This window comes from Paraburkholderia sp. CHISQ3, from assembly GCF_030464945.1.
Lineage (GTDB): Bacteria > Pseudomonadota > Gammaproteobacteria > Burkholderiales > Burkholderiaceae > Paraburkholderia > Paraburkholderia megapolitana.
On the sequence record NZ_JALPRG010000010.1, the window covers coordinates 270,504 to 287,156 of the forward strand.

Annotated in this window: 18 protein-coding genes and 1 tRNA gene; 11 read left to right on the forward strand and 8 right to left on the reverse strand. The window is 64.1% G+C overall.

Translation table 11 applies throughout. The features are described 5' to 3' along the window. The first annotated feature begins 52 nt into the window (after positions 1-52). The 7 genes from M0D65_RS23750 to bla all read left to right on the forward strand — a co-directional run bounded on the left by M0D65_RS23750 (position 53) and on the right by bla (position 8,243). Entirely contained in the window at positions 53-1,915 is a 1,863-nt protein-coding gene (locus M0D65_RS23750) for an alpha/beta fold hydrolase (RefSeq protein ID WP_266254825.1), read from the forward strand. A gap of 88 nt (positions 1,916-2,003) precedes the next feature. Then, complete coding sequence (locus M0D65_RS23755; RefSeq protein WP_266254826.1) at positions 2,004-3,626, forward strand: mannose-1-phosphate guanylyltransferase/mannose-6-phosphate isomerase; 1,623 nt, start codon at positions 2,004-2,006, stop codon at positions 3,624-3,626. Further along, positions 3,598-4,152: a flavin reductase family protein gene (locus tag M0D65_RS23760; protein ID WP_266254827.1), complete on the forward strand. Its 555-nt coding sequence runs from the start codon at positions 3,598-3,600 to the stop codon at positions 4,150-4,152. Before M0D65_RS23755 ends, M0D65_RS23760 begins: the two co-directional genes overlap by 29 nt. A 272-nt stretch (positions 4,153-4,424) precedes the next feature. After that, positions 4,425-5,141 (forward strand): FadR/GntR family transcriptional regulator, encoded by a 717-nt coding sequence (locus tag M0D65_RS23765; protein WP_091016275.1) that lies wholly within the window; start codon positions 4,425-4,427, stop codon positions 5,139-5,141. Between the two features lie 139 nt (positions 5,142-5,280). Further along, positions 5,281-6,258, forward strand: coding sequence for a Gfo/Idh/MocA family protein (locus tag M0D65_RS23770; RefSeq protein ID WP_266254828.1), 978 nt, complete (start codon positions 5,281-5,283; stop codon positions 6,256-6,258). A gap of 155 nt (positions 6,259-6,413) precedes the next feature. After that, positions 6,414-7,121 (forward strand): signal peptidase I, encoded by a 708-nt coding sequence (gene lepB, locus M0D65_RS23775; RefSeq protein ID WP_091016280.1) that lies wholly within the window; start codon positions 6,414-6,416, stop codon positions 7,119-7,121. A 222-nt stretch (positions 7,122-7,343) separates the two neighbouring features. Further along, positions 7,344-8,243, forward strand: a complete 900-nt coding sequence (gene bla, locus M0D65_RS23780) for a class A beta-lactamase (protein ID WP_266254829.1) — start codon at positions 7,344-7,346, stop codon at positions 8,241-8,243. A gap of 126 nt (positions 8,244-8,369) precedes the next feature. On the opposite strand, the gene M0D65_RS23785 is transcribed toward bla, so the two are convergent. The 5 genes from M0D65_RS23785 to M0D65_RS23805 all read right to left on the reverse strand — a co-directional run bounded on the left by M0D65_RS23785 (position 8,370) and on the right by M0D65_RS23805 (position 11,939). Beyond that, positions 8,370-9,398, reverse strand: coding sequence for a quinone-dependent dihydroorotate dehydrogenase (locus M0D65_RS23785; protein WP_266254830.1), 1,029 nt, complete (start codon positions 9,396-9,398; stop codon positions 8,370-8,372). A 78-nt stretch (positions 9,399-9,476) separates the two neighbouring features. Continuing rightward, positions 9,477-10,298 carry an arginyltransferase gene (locus M0D65_RS23790; RefSeq protein ID WP_091016286.1) on the reverse strand — a complete coding sequence of 274 codons (822 nt, stop codon included), beginning with the start codon at positions 10,296-10,298 and terminating at the stop codon, positions 9,477-9,479. 84 nt (positions 10,299-10,382) lie between these two features. Beyond that, on the reverse strand, positions 10,383-11,120 hold the full coding sequence (gene aat / locus M0D65_RS23795; protein ID WP_266254831.1) for a leucyl/phenylalanyl-tRNA--protein transferase: 738 nt from the start codon (positions 11,118-11,120) through the stop codon (positions 10,383-10,385). Between the two features lie 11 nt (positions 11,121-11,131). After that, positions 11,132-11,677: an NUDIX hydrolase gene (locus M0D65_RS23800; RefSeq protein ID WP_091016288.1), complete on the reverse strand. Its 546-nt coding sequence runs from the start codon at positions 11,675-11,677 to the stop codon at positions 11,132-11,134. Between the two features lie 185 nt (positions 11,678-11,862). Next, a tRNA-Met gene (locus tag M0D65_RS23805) sits at positions 11,863-11,939 on the reverse strand. Between the two features lie 238 nt (positions 11,940-12,177). On the opposite strand from M0D65_RS23805, the gene M0D65_RS23810 reads away from it, so the two are divergent. Together M0D65_RS23810 and M0D65_RS23815 are read left to right on the forward strand one after the other, a co-directional pair. Then, a complete protein-coding gene (locus tag M0D65_RS23810) occupies positions 12,178-12,675 on the forward strand; it encodes a heme-degrading domain-containing protein (RefSeq protein ID WP_091016872.1) in 498 nt (165 codons plus the stop codon). Positions 12,676-12,679: 4 nt separating this feature from the next. Beyond that, on the forward strand, positions 12,680-13,018 hold the full coding sequence (locus M0D65_RS23815) for a multidrug efflux SMR transporter (protein ID WP_091016291.1): 339 nt from the start codon (positions 12,680-12,682) through the stop codon (positions 13,016-13,018). Between the two features lie 29 nt (positions 13,019-13,047). On the opposite strand, the gene M0D65_RS23820 is transcribed toward M0D65_RS23815, so the two are convergent. Together M0D65_RS23820 and M0D65_RS23825 are read right to left on the reverse strand one after the other, a co-directional pair. Continuing rightward, positions 13,048-13,410: a hypothetical protein gene (locus M0D65_RS23820; RefSeq protein ID WP_266254832.1), complete on the reverse strand. Its 363-nt coding sequence runs from the start codon at positions 13,408-13,410 to the stop codon at positions 13,048-13,050. A 39-nt stretch (positions 13,411-13,449) separates the two neighbouring features. Further along, the gene (locus M0D65_RS23825) at positions 13,450-13,647 is read right to left on the reverse strand and encodes a hypothetical protein (RefSeq protein WP_266254833.1); all 198 of its coding nucleotides are present in this window, start codon (positions 13,645-13,647) and stop codon (positions 13,450-13,452) included. A gap of 108 nt (positions 13,648-13,755) precedes the next feature. Between M0D65_RS23825 and M0D65_RS23830 the strand changes: the two genes are divergently transcribed. After that, positions 13,756-14,487: a TetR/AcrR family transcriptional regulator gene (locus M0D65_RS23830; protein WP_266254834.1), complete on the forward strand. Its 732-nt coding sequence runs from the start codon at positions 13,756-13,758 to the stop codon at positions 14,485-14,487. A gap of 46 nt (positions 14,488-14,533) precedes the next feature. Then, positions 14,534-15,664, forward strand: coding sequence for an enoyl-CoA hydratase/isomerase family protein (locus tag M0D65_RS23835; RefSeq protein WP_266254835.1), 1,131 nt, complete (start codon positions 14,534-14,536; stop codon positions 15,662-15,664). A gap of 63 nt (positions 15,665-15,727) precedes the next feature. Here M0D65_RS23835 and M0D65_RS23840 read toward each other — a convergent pair whose 3' ends face one another. Continuing rightward, the gene (locus M0D65_RS23840; protein ID WP_266254836.1) at positions 15,728-16,153 is read right to left on the reverse strand and encodes a hypothetical protein; all 426 of its coding nucleotides are present in this window, start codon (positions 16,151-16,153) and stop codon (positions 15,728-15,730) included. Between the last annotated feature and the right edge of the window lie 500 nt (positions 16,154-16,653).

Here is a 16,653-nt window from a genome sequence, read left to right on the forward strand (position 1 = left end):
CTGCGCCCAAACCAACTATTCAACTATTCGACTATTGCGTGGGGGACCATCAATGAGACCAGTCGTCTTCGACGGCTGCTTCGGCTGGCTGCATCCGGCGGCCGGCGAGCAGGGTGTCGTCCTGTGCAATCCGTTCGGCTATGACGCGCTGTGCACGCATCGCGGCTGGCGCAAGCTCGCGGAACGGCTCGCAGCGGCCGGTATGCCGGTGCTGCGTTTCGATTACCCAGGTACGGGCGATTCCGCCGGTTTCGAGGACGATCCGCAGCGCGTTGCCGCGTGGCTCGACAGCATCGTGGCCGCCACGCGGCGCTTACGCGAGTGGACCGGTGTGACGCGCGTATCGCTGGTGGGCTTGCGCCTTGGCGCGACGCTCGCGGCACTGGCCGCGCAACAGGCCGGCGATATCGATGCGCTCGTGCTGCTCGCCCCTGCGATGCTCGGGCGCAACTATCTGCGCGAGCTGCGTGCGCACAGACAAAGCTGGTTGAGCACGCCCGCCGGCATGAACGCCGATCCGCTCGACGAACGCGACAGCTATGTCGAAGCGTTCGGCTTCGGTTTGCACGGCGACGACATTGCGCGGCTCAGCGAGATCGACTTGCAACGCGACACGCTCGCGCCTGCTGCGCGTGTGCTGCTGCTTGGATCGAACGATCGCAGCCGGACGGTGGCGCTGGCCGAGCACTATACGCAGCATGGCGTCGAGGTCGAACGGCAGGACTTCGACGAGTGCGACCGCTTCATGATCGAAGCGCTTTACAGCGAAGAACCCGTCGATGCGTTCGCGCGCGTGGCGACATGGCTCTCGCAGGGTGTGTCTAAACATGCGCCCAAGCATGCGACCCGCGATCGTGCGATTCACGCAGACATGCCAGACGAAGCGCTACTCCCGCTCCCCACCGAAGCCGCCACCGAACGCCCGATCGTCTTCGGTCCGTACTTCGGTATCTACTGCGAGCCCGCGGCGCCACGTGCCGACGCGCCCGCTGTGCTGTTCTTCAACACAGGCGCAAGCCATCACATCGGCGACGGCCGCATTTTCGTGCTGTTTGCGCGACAGCTCGCCGCGCTCGGCATTGCTTCGCTACGGATGGACCTGGGCGGCCTCGGCGACGCGCAACCCGCTGCCGACACGATCACGCTCGACTCGGTCTATTCGGAAGCCGCCTGTCGCGATGCAATGGCCGGCGCCGACTGGCTTGTCGCGCACGGTCACGCGAGCGTCGCGACGTTCGGTGTTTGCGGCGGCGCGTTTGTCGGATTACAGGTCTGTGCACGGCATCCAAAGGTGGTGGGCGCGTTTGGCGTCAACTTGCAGAAGTTCGTGTGGGACGGGGCTGCGCGCACGCCAGGCGTGCATCAGTTTGCTTCGTCGAGGGTGTACTGGCGCGCGGCACTGACGCCGGGAAAGTGGCTGCGTGCGTTGCGTCGGCAGAGTCATCCGTTGCGTGTTGCGGCGGTGCTCGGCAGGCGGATTGCGCGCCGCGGCTGGCTCGCGATGTCTGGCTGGATCGAAGATCGTACCGGCTGGCCGGTCGCGCTCAACGAAGCCAGAACGCTGCTGCGGACGATTCACACGAAAGGCGTGCAACTGCGGCTCGTGTATGGCGAATTCGATGTTGGGCTCGACGAGGCACTCGTGCAGTTCGGTCCGCGGCTGGGTGGGTTGCGCCGCTATCCGCACATCAGGGCGGTGACGTTACCGAAGCTCGATCACGCGCTGTTCACGCGGCCTGCTCGCGAAGCGGCGATGGCCGATGCGCAACGCTGGTTGTGCGCCGATGTGATCGGCCATACCGCGCCACACACGTTGCTCGCATCGCGGCCAGGCGCGCGGACTCTCCAGGAGGGGGCATCGACACCTGTGCCGTCCGCTGCCGCGCCGAACTGGTTCGACGGAGTCAGCCCATGAATCTCCGCACGCCTGTCCCTCGGTCGCATACCGGTTTCGCACCGCACGACGCGACCCACCCCCGTACCCAGACACGATGGAACCCACGATGAACCGGATCGCAGAACCCTGTACACCCGAACTCGACGACCCGACCGATGTTGCGCAGCTTGTCGTGCAGCCGGTCATTCTGGCGGGCGGCTCGGGCACGCGGCTATGGCCGCTGTCGCGCGAACGCAGCCCGAAGCAGCTGATCGACCTGCTCGACGACGAGTCGCTGCTGGAGGCAACCGTGCGCCGCGTTGCCGAGGCTATGGGCACCGCCCGCGCCGGCATGGCCGCGACCAAAGATCGATCCACGCAGCTACCGATGACGTTATGCGCGCCGCTCGTGGTCTGCAGCGAAGCGTTGCACCTGCTGACCGCCGAGCGGCTCGCGCGATGCGACGCCGGCGCGCGCATCGTGCTCGAGCCGGCTGCGCGCAACACCGCGCCTGCGCTGACGGTGGCAGCACTTACGGCGCTCGCCGCACAGGCGGAACGCGGTTTGAGCGACGACCCCGTTCTGGTCGTGACTCCCGCCGATCATCTGATCGCCGATCGCGCCGCGTTCGCCGCCGCACTGGCACAGGCAGTCGTACACGCGGCGCGCGGCGCGATCGTCACGCTCGGCGTGCCGCCGACACACGCCGAAACCGGCTACGGCTACATCCGCACCGGCAACGTACTCGACGCAAACGGAGCGCGCACGATCGGACGCTTCGTCGAGAAGCCCGACAGCGAACTCGCGGCGCGTTACGTCGCGTCGGGTGAGTACTGGTGGAACAGTGGCGTGTTCGTTGTGCGCGCATCGGTCTGGCTGGCTGCGATCGACACCTGCCGCCCGGCACTCGCAGCCGCATGCGTGGCGGCCTGTCGCAACGCTTCGACCGCTCGCGACGGCACGCTGCATCTCGATCGCGCGGCCTTCGCCGCATGCCCGTCGGACTCGATCGACTACGCGGTGATGGAGCGCATCGGTACCGACGCGCGGCTCGCGGGCATAGCTGGTGTGGTGGTGCCATTGGTTGCCGGCTGGTCCGACGTCGGTGCGTGGGACGCGGTATGGCAGGTATCGGAGAAGGACGCGGCCGGAAACGCCGCGCGCGGGCCGGTGCTGTTCGAAGGCACGACGGACAGCTTCGTGCATTCCGACGGACGCCTCGTAGCCTGCGTAGGTCTGACGAACGTCGTCGTGGTCGAGACCGCGGACGCGGTCCTCGTCGCGGCGAAGGACCGGGTGCAGGACGTGAAGGCGATCGTCGGCAGGTTGAAGGCCGAGCAGCGTAACGAAGCGCAGGATCATCGCAAGGTGCGGCGGCCCTGGGGCTACTACGATTCGCTCGAACACGGGAACCGCTTCCAGGTGAAGCGCATCGTGGTGAATCCAGGCGGCCGGCTGTCGCTGCAGATGCATCATCATCGCGCCGAGCATTGGGTCGTCGTGCGCGGCACCGCGCGCGTGACGCGTGGCACCGAGTCGTTCCTGCTGTCGGAGAACGAATCCACCTATATCCCGCTCGGCACCACGCACCGGCTCGAGAATCCGGGCAAGACGCCGCTCGAAATCATCGAGGTGCAATCGGGTTCGTATCTCGGCGAAGACGACATCGTGCGTTTCGACGATCAATACGGCCGCGTCGAACACGAACAGGAGACAGCCAATGAACGCCCGGCTGCTGCCCGCCCGTGATGCGTGCGTAGACGTCGAGCCCGGCGCCGACGACGGCACGGCAGGCTTCGACGAACGGCGCTTTCGCCATGCGCTGGGGCGCTTTGCGACCGGCGTCGTGGTGATTTCCGCGGGCAGCGGCGCAACGCTGCATGCGATGACCGCGAACGCGTTCATGTCGGGCTCGCTGAAGCCGCCGCTGGTCGTCGTGTCGGTCGGCACGCGGGCGCGTATGCACGAGCGGTTGATGCGTGCCACGAGCTTCGGTGTCAGCGTGCTGTCGAATGAGCAGGAACCGCATAGCCGGCACTTTGCCGGCGAGCTTCAGAGCTGTTTCGCGCCGCGCTTTGCGTCGGTAGAGGGGATGCCGGACGTTGCGCTGCTCGAGCATGCGCTTGCCCGGTTCGCCGCGCGCATTGTCGACCGGCATCCGTGTGGCGATCACACGTTGTTTGTCGGTGAGGTGCGGCTGTTTTCGCTCGGCGAGCAGGCGCCACTGGTTTTTTTCGCCGGACGTTACGGGTCGGTGGCGCATCCGGCGGGTTGAACGACGCGTGAGCCAGGGCAGCGGCGGCGTGTGGCGTGCGCGAGACAACTTTCCCCACTGCGGTGCGTTCGCTAGGCCAGTTTGTGCGTTTTGCAGGCAAGGACGTTACATAGACGAAACAATTCCTCAGAGGGATAACCCTGTCAGGACGTTTCCCAACTGGCGCAACGGTATTTGTGCAAGCAACGTATCGACAAGCCGCATAAGACATAACGAGGGCGCAGGGATTAGCAGGACTACACAGGCGACAGCGCCGTATCGGGGAGGGTGTCATGGAACACAGCAATAAAGACCGCTCGCTGGTCAGCAGGGTGATGGACGGACTGGTCACCGGCATTGTCGAGGAGAAGTACGGGGCCATACTGCCGCCCCAGGATGTGCTGTCGAAAGAGTTCGACGTGAGCCGGACCGTCATGCGCGAGGCACTGTCGATGCTGCTCGCACGCGACATGCTCGACGTGCGTCCGAAGGTAGGCACGCGCATCAAGCCGATGCACGACTGGCGGATGATCGACGAGGACGTCGTCAGCTGGCGCTTTCGCGCGAAGCCCGATCCGCTGTTTTTACGCGACGTGATCGAATTCCGCATCCTGATCGAGCCGCGCGCCGCGGCGCAGGCGGCCGCGCGTGGCAGCGCTGCCGAGATCGCGGCGATTCGCGATGCGTACGATGCATTTTGCGCAATTCGTCCGGGCGAGCCCGGGTATCAGTCTGCGGACGAGCTGCTGCACACACGTATCGTGATCGCGAGCGGCAACCAGTTCTTCGGGCAGATGGCGGCGATCGTGCGCGGCGCGTTGTCCGCGGTCGGTCAGACCATCTATCACAAGGATCGCGTGTGGGAGACCGCAGTGCGCACGCACGGTCGCGTCGTCGAGGCGATCGAGCGGCGCGATCCGAAAGAGGCGGAGACGGCCATGCGGGCGTTGATCGACTCTACGGTGGAGGACGTCGCGGGTGCCCTGGCGGCGGACCCGCCGCATCGTTGAACGCGGGGTTAGTTGCCGGTGGCGGGTAGAGGTCGTCGACGTAGCGATCGGTCAGGCGTGAACCCGTAGCGCAGGTGTCGCCGCCTGGATGCGCGACAATACGGGCCTGCCACTAATCGCACCAGGACCCGAACGATCGATGAATGACACTACCGTAATCCGCTGGGGGATTGTCGGCACCGGCCGCATCGCGCGCCGATTTGCCCAGAGCCTCGCCCATGTGCCAGGCGCGCAGCTCGCTGCCGTCTGGTCGCGCCGCCCCGAACCGGCGGTCGCGTTTGCGCAGGAGTTCGGCGGCGCGGCGTGTGCGAGCTTCGCGGCGCTGCTCGACAGCGGCATCGACGCCGTCTATATCGCAACGATGCAGGACAGCCACGCCGATTACGCGATCGCCGCGCTCGAAGCCGGCCGCCACGTGCTGTGCGAAAAACCGGCCACCGTCAACGCCGCGCAGCTCGAGCGCGTCGTCGAGACGGCGCGCCGCACACAACGGCTCTTCATGGAAGCGATGAAGCCGCCGTTCTATCCGCTTTACCGTCAGTTGCGCGCGCATCTTTCCGCCGATCCGATCGGCGTGCCCGGACTCGTGCGTGCCGGCTGCGCCGTGCCGGGCGTACCGGACGATCATCCGTCGCTGTCGTTTGAACAGGCGGGCGGCGCACTGCTCGATATCGGCATCTATGAAATGTTTCTCGCCGTCGACTGGCTCGGCGCGCCGCTCGACGTGCAGACGCTCGGCCGGGTTGGTACGACCGGCGTCGATCTGTTCGCGAGTCTCAACAGTCAGCACGAACGCGGTATTTCGCAGCTCTTTTGCGGGCTCGATCTGTATGGCAAGGGCGATGCGTTGATTGCCGCGCCGGGCGGTCACGTGACGATTCACGAGAACTGGTGGAACCCGACGCGCGCGACCGTTCGCTATGCGGATGGGCGCGTCGTCGAACTCGATGCGCCGTTCGAAGGCGGTGGCCTCAACTACGAAACCGCGCACTTCTGCGAACTGATACGTGCCGGAGAAACCGAGAGTCCGGTGATGACGCACGCGGTATCGCTGCAGATGATTGCGATGGCAGATGCTGCGCGCGCAGCGCTCGGTGTGCGGTTTGCCGCTGACTGAGTGGGTTGGCGCACCGCCGGCCTCGCGGCGCAACGTCACGAGCGATGATACGATTTGCACCGGCAGAAGCATGGGCCGCGCATTGACGCTATAGCGCGGCCAGCGATGCTTTCAATTGCCTTGTGCTGTTTATATTTTCGCAGGAGCTGTTCCCGATGCGCATGCTGGCCAGGTTGTGGCGCGAGTACCGGAGTCTCGTCGCTTTTCTCGTTCTGATGGTGCTGTTTCGAAGCGCGGTGGCCGACTGGAATGTCGTGCCGAGCGGCTCGATGCTACCGACCATTCGTCTAGGCGACCGCATCTTCGTCGACAAGATGGCCTACGATCTGCGCGTGCCGCTTACGCATATCGCGATTGCGCATCTGCACGATCCGCAGCGCGGCGATATCGTGACGATCGATTCTTCGGCGGCGCACGATCTGATCGTCAAGCGTCTGATCGGTTTGCCCGGCGACCGCATCGCGCTGCGCGACAACGTGCTGTACGTGAACGGCGTGCGCGCCGATTATCAACCGCTTGGTATCGGTCCGCTTGCCAATGATGCAGGTTCGCCAGGTGAGTATTACGTCGAGCGTTTCGACGGCGTCGCGCATGCGATGCGGCTGTCCGAAGATGCACCGAGCCCGCGCCGTTCGTTCGGTCCGCTGGTCGTGCCGGCCGGCGAATATCTGATGCTCGGCGACAATCGCGACGACAGCGCCGATTCGCGTTACTTCGGTTTTTTCCCGCGCAAGGAGTTGATGGGCCGCACGCGTCGGGTGGCGTTTTCGCTGGACCCCGATCATTTCTACAAGCCGCGTTTCGATCGTTTCGGAGTGGCGCTCGATGCGGTGGCGGCTAGCGCGCCATTAGCTGCGCGTTAAGCGGCGGCTTTTGCGCTATCAGGGCTTACTTACGGCACGGGTGTACCCGTGCCGTTTGCGTTTTTGCGGGCAGTGGTTACGTCCCCGCAGTGAGTGAGCCATGCACAAGATTTTCTATCGCCTTCTGATAAATATCGTCGTTTGTCGGTGTTCGTGAAGCAGAGGATATTTGCGTCTCGGTAACGCGCTCCAACCCTTCATCCAGAACCGGGACGACTCTTCATGATCCATTCAGCAAAGCGCCGTGCGCTGCTGCTCACCGCTGCCACACTTCCTCTGACATTCGCTGTCGGTGCCAGGGCAGCCGCATCGATGTCCGCAAGCTCGACTTCAACTTCTGCCGAAACGCTGCTGGCCGAACTCGAGCGAAGCTCGGGCGGTCGTCTCGGCGTGTCGGCATTGAATACCGCGAGCGGCGAGCGTATCGGCTATCGCGCGGAAGAGCGGTTTCCGTTCTGCAGTACCTTCAAGCTGATACTCAGTGCAGCGATCCTCGCGCGAAGCACGCAGGATAGCGGCCTGATGCAGCGGCGCATCCGGTATGCCGCAAGCGATCTGGTCAGTAGCTCGCCGCTGACGACAAAGCACCTCGCCGAAGGCATGACCGTCGGGGAGCTGTGCGCGGCGACCCTCCAGATCAGCGACAACACCGCGGCCAACCTGTTGATCAAGGTGCTCGGTGGGCCGGCCGAAGTGACAGCGTATGCGCGCTCGATCGGTAACGAGTCGTTTCATCTCGATCGCACGGAAACCACATTGAACACGGCGATACCGGGCGACACACGCGATACCGCAACGCCTGCATCGATGGCGCTGAGCGTGCAAGGGCTAGTGCTTGGGGAGAGCCTGCCGCAGGCGCAGCGCACACAACTCATCGCCTGGTTGCGTGCGAACCGGCTCGGCGATCAGCGTATTCGCGCCGGGGTGCCGGCGGACTGGCAGGTTGCCGACAAGACCGGCACCGGCGAGCATGGCACAGCGAACGACATCGGCGTGCTGTGGCGGCCGACGGGCGCGCCAATCGTGCTGGCGCTCTATTACACGCAGGGTAGTGAAGATGAGAAGGTGCACAGTGGTGTGCTTGCAGCGGCCGCGCGGATCGTGGCGAGCGCGTTTGGCTAAAGCGGCTCTTCATTGCGCGCGAGGTGCTGAATTCGCAGGTTCAACACGTTCGCGCGCGTTGCTCGCGCCGCATCTAGCTAGCGGGCAAGCCCAGGCATCGTCGCGACACGCGGACACCACCCGCCACTAGACACACGCCAACGCCTGCGCGCATTCAGCAACGAGCGATGGCCCACGATAGATGAACCCCGTATAGAGCTGCACCAGCGACGCACCCGCGGCCAGTTTCGCGCGCGCATCGTCGCCGGAAAAAATACCGCCGACACCGATGATCGGCACCGTTTCGCCGACCTCGCTGCGCAGCTTGCGGATGACTTCGTTCGATGCATCGAACACCGGCCGGCCGGAGAGGCCGCCGGCTTCGTCGGCGTGCGGCAGGCCGGCGACAGCATTGCGCGCAAGCGTCGTATTGGTCGCGATTACGCCTTCGATGCGATGTTGCAGCAGCGTGCCGGCAATCGATTTGATCTGCTCGTCGTCGAGATCGGGCGCGATCTTCAGCGCGAGCGGCACGAGCTTGCCATGCAGATCGGCGAGACGTTGCTGCTTGTCCTTCAGCGCGGCGAGCAGCGCATCGAGTTCGCCGGCGCCCTGCAACTGGCGCAGGTTCTTCGTGTTCGGCGACGAGATATTGATCGTCACGTAACTCGCGAACGGATACACGCGCTCAAGACAGTACAGATAGTCTTCGGCCGCGCGCTCGATCGGCGTGTCGGCGTTCTTGCCGATGTTCAGACCAAGCACCCCGCGATAGCGGGCCGCCTGCACGTTCCGCACGAACTGGTCGACCCCGGCGTTGTTGAAGCCCATCCGGTTGATCAGCGCGTTGGCCTGCGGTAGCCGGAACATGCGCGGCCGCGCGTTACCCGGTTGCGCGCGCGGCGTCACCGTACCCACTTCGATGAAACCGAAGCCGAGCGCGGCGAGCCCATCGACACACGCGCCGTCCTTGTCGAGCCCGGCCGCGAGGCCGACCGGATTGCGGAAGTTCAGGCCCATCACCGTGCGCGGCGCATCGGGCACGCGCGGCGCAAGCGTACGGGCGAGGCCGGTGCGACCGGCGGCGCCTAGCAGCTTGAGTGTCAGATGGTGAGCGTCTTCCGCGTCCATGCGAAAGAGTTGGGCGCGTACGAGCGGGTAGAGGGAACTGAACACGGGGCGGAGCCGGAGCGGCTGGAAAATGGGAACCCGCTATTTTACCGGCATTGGCGCACCGGCCGGCCGCGCGTGAAATTAGAAGCGCACCGGACCACGCCGGCCGTGCAACGCTGCATCGACGGGCGGTAGCTCGACGTGCGCGGTATCGAGCGGTTTCCACACACCGTCGAAGAGCCCTTCGAGCGGCCGGAAATTCGCCTTGTACGCCATTTTTGGGCTTTCGCGTATCCAGTAGCCGAGATACACATACGGCAGCTTCAGGCTGCGCGCCTGTTCGATCTGCCAGAGGATGTTGTAGGTGCCGAAACTCGTGTGCGGCGTGTCGGGCTCGAAAAACGTATACACCGACGACAGCCCATCACCGAGGATGTCGATCATGCTGATCATCCGCAGGATGCCGGGCGCCTGCGGGTGATCGGGGATCGGTTCGCGGAATTCGACGAGGCGCGAATTGATCCGGCTTTGCAGCAGAAACTGCTCGTACTGGTCGCGGCTGTCGCGATCCATGCCGCCGCCCGCGTGCCGCGCGGACTGGTAGCGCATGTACAGCGCATAGTGCTCTTCGTCGTAGTGCAGCGGTGCGACCGTGGCGACGAGTTCGCCATGCTTTTTCCATATGCGGCGCTGGGTGCGGTTTGGCTCGAACGCATCGACCGGCACGCGCACGGGTACGCATGCACGGCAGCCGTCACAGTAGGGGCGATAGGTGAACACACCGGAGCGCCGGAAACCGGCCTTGACGAGATCGGTGTAGACGTCGGAGTTGATCAGATGGCTGGGAGTGGCGACCTGCGAGCGGGCGATACGTCCTTCCAGATAACTGCAAGGGTAAGGCGCCGTTGCATAGAATTGCAGCGCGGAAAGCGGTGAAAGCGGCAGCTCATTGGGGTGAGTCACGTTGGCAGCTCTCGAAGCGTCTCAGTACGTAGCAAATCCGTCGCTGCAGGTGGTCCGGTCAGCACGCCGGCGCGGATTCGTCCATCACGCCGCGTGCGCGACGACGTCGGACAGTACGGTCTTGTCGAAACGCCAGGGAATCGGCGGTGCATCGACAGACGCGCGAACATGCGCGACGAACGCCTTGCGCGCTATCTCGCGGCCGCCCAGCGACGCCAGATGCGACGTGTTCTGCTGGCAGTCTATCATTTCTATATCGTGACGTCGCAAGTGCGCGACGAGCGCGGAGAGCGCGATTTTCGAGGCATCGGTGGCTTCGGCGAACATCGATTCGCCGAAGAACATGTGCCCGAACGACACCCCGTAGAGTCCGCCCACGCGCCGTCCGTCGTGCCAGGTTTCGATGCTGTGCGCGTCGCCCCGACGATGCAGCGATGCGTAGGCATCGACGACGTCGGCGGTGATCCAGGTGCCGCGCTGGTCGCGCCGCGGTGTCTGCGCGCAGGCGCGCATCACGGCGACGAAATCGTGGTCGACACGAATTTCCCAGGCATCGTCGTGTAGCACGCGGCGTAGTGTCTTTTTGAGCGACGGCGAAACCTTGAATTCCTGCGGACGCAGGACCATGCGTGGATCGGGGCTCCACCAGAGCACCGGCTGGCCGTCCGAATACCACGGGAAGATGCCGCGCCGGTAGGCGTCGATGAGCCGCGACGGCAATAGATCGGCGCTCGCCGCGAGCAGGCCCGGCGCACCGCTCGTCGCGCCGAGCGCGCGCTCGACGGAGGGGAACGGATCGTCGGGTCCGAGCCAGGGAACCATGCGCGCGCCGGTCAGCCTTCGCGCAGCGAACGGAAGATGTCGCCCGTATGCAGACCGTAGTTGCCGGTCGTGCGATCGGCGAAGAAAAAGCGCAGCGTCTGGCCGACAGTCGGAAACGCGATGTCGTTCCAGGGGATTTCGTGTTCTTCGAAGAGGCGTACTTCCAGACTTTCCTCGCCGGCTGCGATGTCGATATCGAGCAGCCGCGCGAGATAGAACAGATGCACCTGGTGAACGTGCGGCACGTTGAGCAGCGAGAACAGCGTCTGCACTTCGACGCGCGCGCCGGCTTCTTCGAGCGTTTCGCGCGCGGCCGCTTCGGAAGTCGTTTCGCCCATCTCCATGAAACCGGCGGGCAGCGTCCAGTAGCCGTAGCGCGGCTCGATCGCGCGGCGGCACAGCAGCACCTTGTCTTCCCATACGGGAACGGTGCCCACCACGTTGCGCGGGTTCTGATAGTGCACGGTGCCGCATTGCGGGCAGACGAAGCGTTCGCGGTTGTCACCGGGCGGAATGCTCAGACTGACCGCGTGACCGCAGACGGAACAGAATTTCATAGGGAGACGGCAGAGAAGGGTGACGCCGAGTTTATCATCCGGCGGCGTTCGCCGATAAGCGGCGCGCGGTGAGATCGCGCGGCGCAGGATCGATGCAGAAAATCCGGCGCACAAAACAAAAAAGGCCTGCCGGAGTGGCAAGCCTTTGCTGTGGTTTCGACCGGGTTTTCAACATCAATGCTGCTTGGTTGCGGGGGTAGGATTTGAACCTACGACCTTCGGGTTATGAGCCCGACGAGCTGCCAGACTGCTCCACCCCGCGTCCGTCGAAGAAAAGATTATAGGACAATTCGCATACCCGTGCAACACCTTTGACAGGAACATGTCATCGAGCATGCATGTTCTCGTGCCACGTGGCGCCAGAAACCATACAGGAGGCCGATCTGCGCAAGACACATCGAGTGGCTGCGCTAGAATCGCCGTTCCGTTCACGTGCGATTGACGGATCGATTTTCCGATCAGGCAAACGCCACGCATTCTTCTTCGAGTTCCCGGTGCCCATGGATATCGCTCACGATCTGCAGTCGATTGCCGCGCAGGAAAAAGCGCTTGTATTCCCCCATTTCGATACCGACCGCGCGTGGCAATTCGGCGTAGCGCTGCGCGATATGGCGACAACGCGCGGGCTCGCACTCGTCATCGATATCCGGACGTTCGGCCAGCAGCTGTTTTTCAGCGCGCTCGAAGGAACGACGCCCGACAATCTCGACTGGGCGCGCCGCAAAGGCAATGTCGTGGCGCAGTTCCGGCGCAGTTCGTACTCGGTCGGTTTGCGCATGCAGCAGGCGGGATCGACGCTTACCGAAAAGCATGGCCTGTCGTTTGCCGATTACGCGTCGCATGGCGGCGCATTTCCGTTGACGGTGAGTAGCGCCGGCGTGATCGGTTCGGTGACGGTGTCGGGTTTACCGCAGCGAAGCGACCACGAGCTGGTTGTCGAAGCGCTGTGCGCGCACCTCGGTCACGACTACGGCAAGCTCGCGCTTGCAAAGGTCTGAGCCAATGCGCGTGCCTCCCTATGCGTTGCTCGCGATCGCCATCGTGGCCGAAGTGATCGCGACTTCGGCGCTGCGTGCGTCGGAGGGATTCACGCGGCTCGTGCCGGCCGTGCTCGTCGTGATCGGCTACGGCATCTCGTTCTACTGTCTTTCACTGACGCTGCGCAGTGTGCCGGTCGGAATCGTGTACGCGATCTGGTCGGGTGTCGGCATCGTGCTGATCACACTGGTGGCGATGGTGATGTACCGGCAGGTGCCGGATCTGCCGGCCATCGCGGGGCTTGGTCTGATCGTCGCGGGCGTGGTCGTGTTGAACCTGTTCTCGAAGATGCAGGCTCATTGAAGATCACTGCTCATCACTGAGCGCTACGCTCATTTACAGCGGACGATCATCGAGCGGTTCTTGACGTTCGCCGACACCACGTTGGTCACACCGCCGCCCGCTGCACCACCCTGGTCGCCATCTTTCGACACGATGTCGTACCCACCCGCGCCGCACGCCGTGCCGGCCTGCACGTAGCAGGAGGCCCAGCTCGATCCGGAGTCCGCGCCGCTGCAGTTCACCGCGAAGCCGGTCGTGCCGTCCGGCAGGTTGATCAGCGACGTGGTATTCGACGATGCGCATGCCGCGAGACCGCAGGCGATGACGATCGCCACACCGAATGCGCTGTTGCGTACGTGTGCGGCTATATCAAGTCGGGTAGGCGAATGAAAGCGCTGCGTAAGGTGTTTCATATGGTGCGTCCTCCTGGTAGAGCGCTCAACGGCCGGCCATCACTTGACGCCAGATTCGATGTGGATGCCCGCACGCTCGACGATGTCGCGGCTTTTGGCGCCTTCGTCGGTTGCTGCGTCTTCCCAGATGTTGATCGCGCGCGAAATCTCGATGCCGTGATCGCCGGCGTAGGTAAACCACTGCGTTGCCGCTTGTGGTTCCGGTACGGCGTGGTTCTTCACGAAATAGGTTCCCATAACGCAATCTCCAGTTAGCCTCGCGGCCGTGGTGCAGCTGTTCATCCAGTTCGACTGTCGTTCTCACGACAAGTTGACTTTCACTTTCTCAACCGGACAATGCCCAACATGGGCACACCAGAACGAAAACGCCGTCAGAAACAGCCGCTGCGCGAACGTATCCTCGACGCAGCGCGACTCATCGTGACGCGCGACGGTTTCGCCGCGCTGTCGATGCGCAAGATCGCCGATGCAATCGGCTACGCCCCCGCGACGCTCTATCTGCACTTCGACAGCCGCGAGCAGATCGTTCGTGCGCTGTGCGCCGAAGGCTATGTGCAATTGCTGGAACGCTTCGCGCCGCTCGCGGCAATCGTCGATTCCACCGAACGCGTGAAGGCCCTGTGTCGCGCCTATGTCGCATTCGGCATCGAGCAACCGCAATCCTATCGGCTGATCTTCATGGAAGATCCGGCGCACACCGATGCTGCATTCGTCGATGCGACGCAGGATGCAGACCATTCCAGCGATACCGTGTCTGGCCTGCTCGCCGAATCCGTTGAGCAGATGAAGACAGCGGGGCGTCTGCCGGCATCGGCTGATTCTCAGAGCTGGGCCGACGCGCTATGGGCGACCTTGCACGGCATCGTGGCGTTGCATCTGACGTGTGCAGCGTTTCCGCGCACGCCGCCCGACAAGCTCGTGGATACCGCGCTCCGCGCATGGTTCGGATCTGCGCGCGAGCCGATCGCTGCGGCTGCATCTGCTGCAGGAGTAGCACTCGACGTGCCCGCTGCTCCGGCGGCGAAGCGCCGTGCCACGAAGCGTCCGGCGGCGAAACCGAAAGCTGCGCAGCCGTGATAACGTTCTGCTTCCGCCGTTCGCCGGTCACCCGATTTTTCCCTTCATGTCCTCCGCCGCCCCCGTTACTCCCAGCGACGAAATTTCCGCCTACGTTGCAAACCGCATCGGCTTCATCGAACTGGAGCGCCCGAAAGCGCTGAATGCGCTATCTACAGGGATGATTCGTGCGATCCGCGGCGCGCTCGAGCGCTGGCGCGACGACCGCGAGGTGCTTGCGGTGGTGGTGCGCAGTCAGCACGCGCGCGCGTTCTGTGCGGGCGGCGATATCCGCTTCCTGTACGACGCGGCCCAGCGCGGCGAGCGTGCGGCGCTCGATACGTTTTTCACCGAAGAGTACCAACTCAATCACGCCATCTTTTCCTATCCAAAGCCTTACATCGCGTTGATGAACGGCGTTGTGATGGGCGGCGGCATGGGCATTTCGCAAGGTGCGTATCGCACCGGCGGTCTGCGCGTCGTCACGAACTCGACAAAAATGGCGATGCCCGAAACGCGCATCGGGCTCTTTCCGGATGTCGGCGTGGGCTGGTTTCTCGCGCGCACGCCGGGCGCCCTCGGACGCTATCTCGCGGTAACGGGCGAAACGATCGGCCCCGCCGATGCGTTGTATGCGGGCCTCGCCGACGCCTATATCGACGATGCGGCATTGCCCGCACTTATCGATACGCTGAAGAGCGAGTCATTCGAACGCGGTGCCGATGTCACGGTATGCGTGATGCGCGAGACCGCGTCGCACAAGGTCGTTCCTGCTCCGGACACGTCGACGCTGGCGGACGCCCGTGCGTTGATCGACCGGCATTTTGCGAAGCCCGACGTCGCGGATATTCTCGCGTCGCTCGAAGCGGAACCCGAGTGCGAAGGGGCGGAGTGGGCCGAACAGACGGTAGGTGTGCTGCGCGAACGTTCGCCGCTGTCGGTGGCGGTATCGCTGGAGATGGTCGTGCGCTCGGAAGGCACGATGGCCGACTGCCTGCGCCGCGATCTGGATCTGACGCGCTCGACCTTCGAGCAAGGCGATGTGATGGAAGGCATCCGGGCACGGATCATCGATAAAGATAATCGTCCGCAGTGGCGTATCGCGCGCATCGAGGATGTTTCGGCAGTGGATGTCGAGCGGATGTTCGAAAGCCCGTGGTCGGCGGCGGACCATCCGCTGCGCGACCTGCAAGGTTAGACCAGCGTTCACGGCGCGCCGCGCAGGTTGCGCGGCGCGGGACCGACCTCAGTCGAGCCTCGCTCAGTCCTCGTCGTCGAACACCATGAACGCGCGCATGAACACGAGCGCGCCCCAGCCCCACATCGCGTTGGCCGCAAAACCGACCACAAGGCGCGGCAACATATTGCCGCTCGGCCAGATACCGCGCAGCGGATCGATCACGAAGACGCTGGCCGCAGTCAGCACGATCCCGCCGAACACGAACGCCTGAACCCAGGGCGCGGCACGTTCCGGCGAGACCCGCAGCAGCCACGCCATCAGCACAGCCAGCACGGCACTCCAGAGCGCGTTCACGATGAACTCGGGCATACCGAGCGGCAGGAACGGCGCGGTCGAGAAGCCGCTTGCATCGATTAACGCCGCGGCGTGCAGTAACGCGAGCGTCGATTCACGAAAAAACAGCGAAGCCAGAAAACCGGATACGAACGGCAGGATGATCTTTTGCATGCATTGCACCGCCAGAGGCACCGGCGGCGCAGCGTGCGCGGCCGGGGCGGATTATCGGAAAACGTGCGTCATTATATAGACCGGCCGCGCCCGCAGACGCGGCGCGCGGTTGCGCGGGCCGTATGCTAAAGCGTCGGGCTAATCACGAAAGTGGAAAACCTAAGCTTAAAAAAATCGTTCAAAAGCGAAAGCCCCGTCCATAGACTGTTTTCCCATGTAGACGGCATTGCCGTCGCCCCGTCACCGGGCGCGCACTGCGCGCATGTCTCGCCGAGGAAGCTGTCGCGATGTCCTGCCTGTTTTCGAGTGTCGTTCAGAGCGTGATTCCCCCTGCGATGCCGCATCCCATGTGCCCGGCCGTCTTGCTGACGCGCTGTCGGTCCTGAGCGCGCCGTCCCGATTCGTTGCCTGTCGTGTGGCCCGCTGCCCGTCACCGGCGCCGCGGGTCTTGCGCATGCTGAGCGTGCCGCAGCGCGATCGACGGGCGCACCCGTCCACCC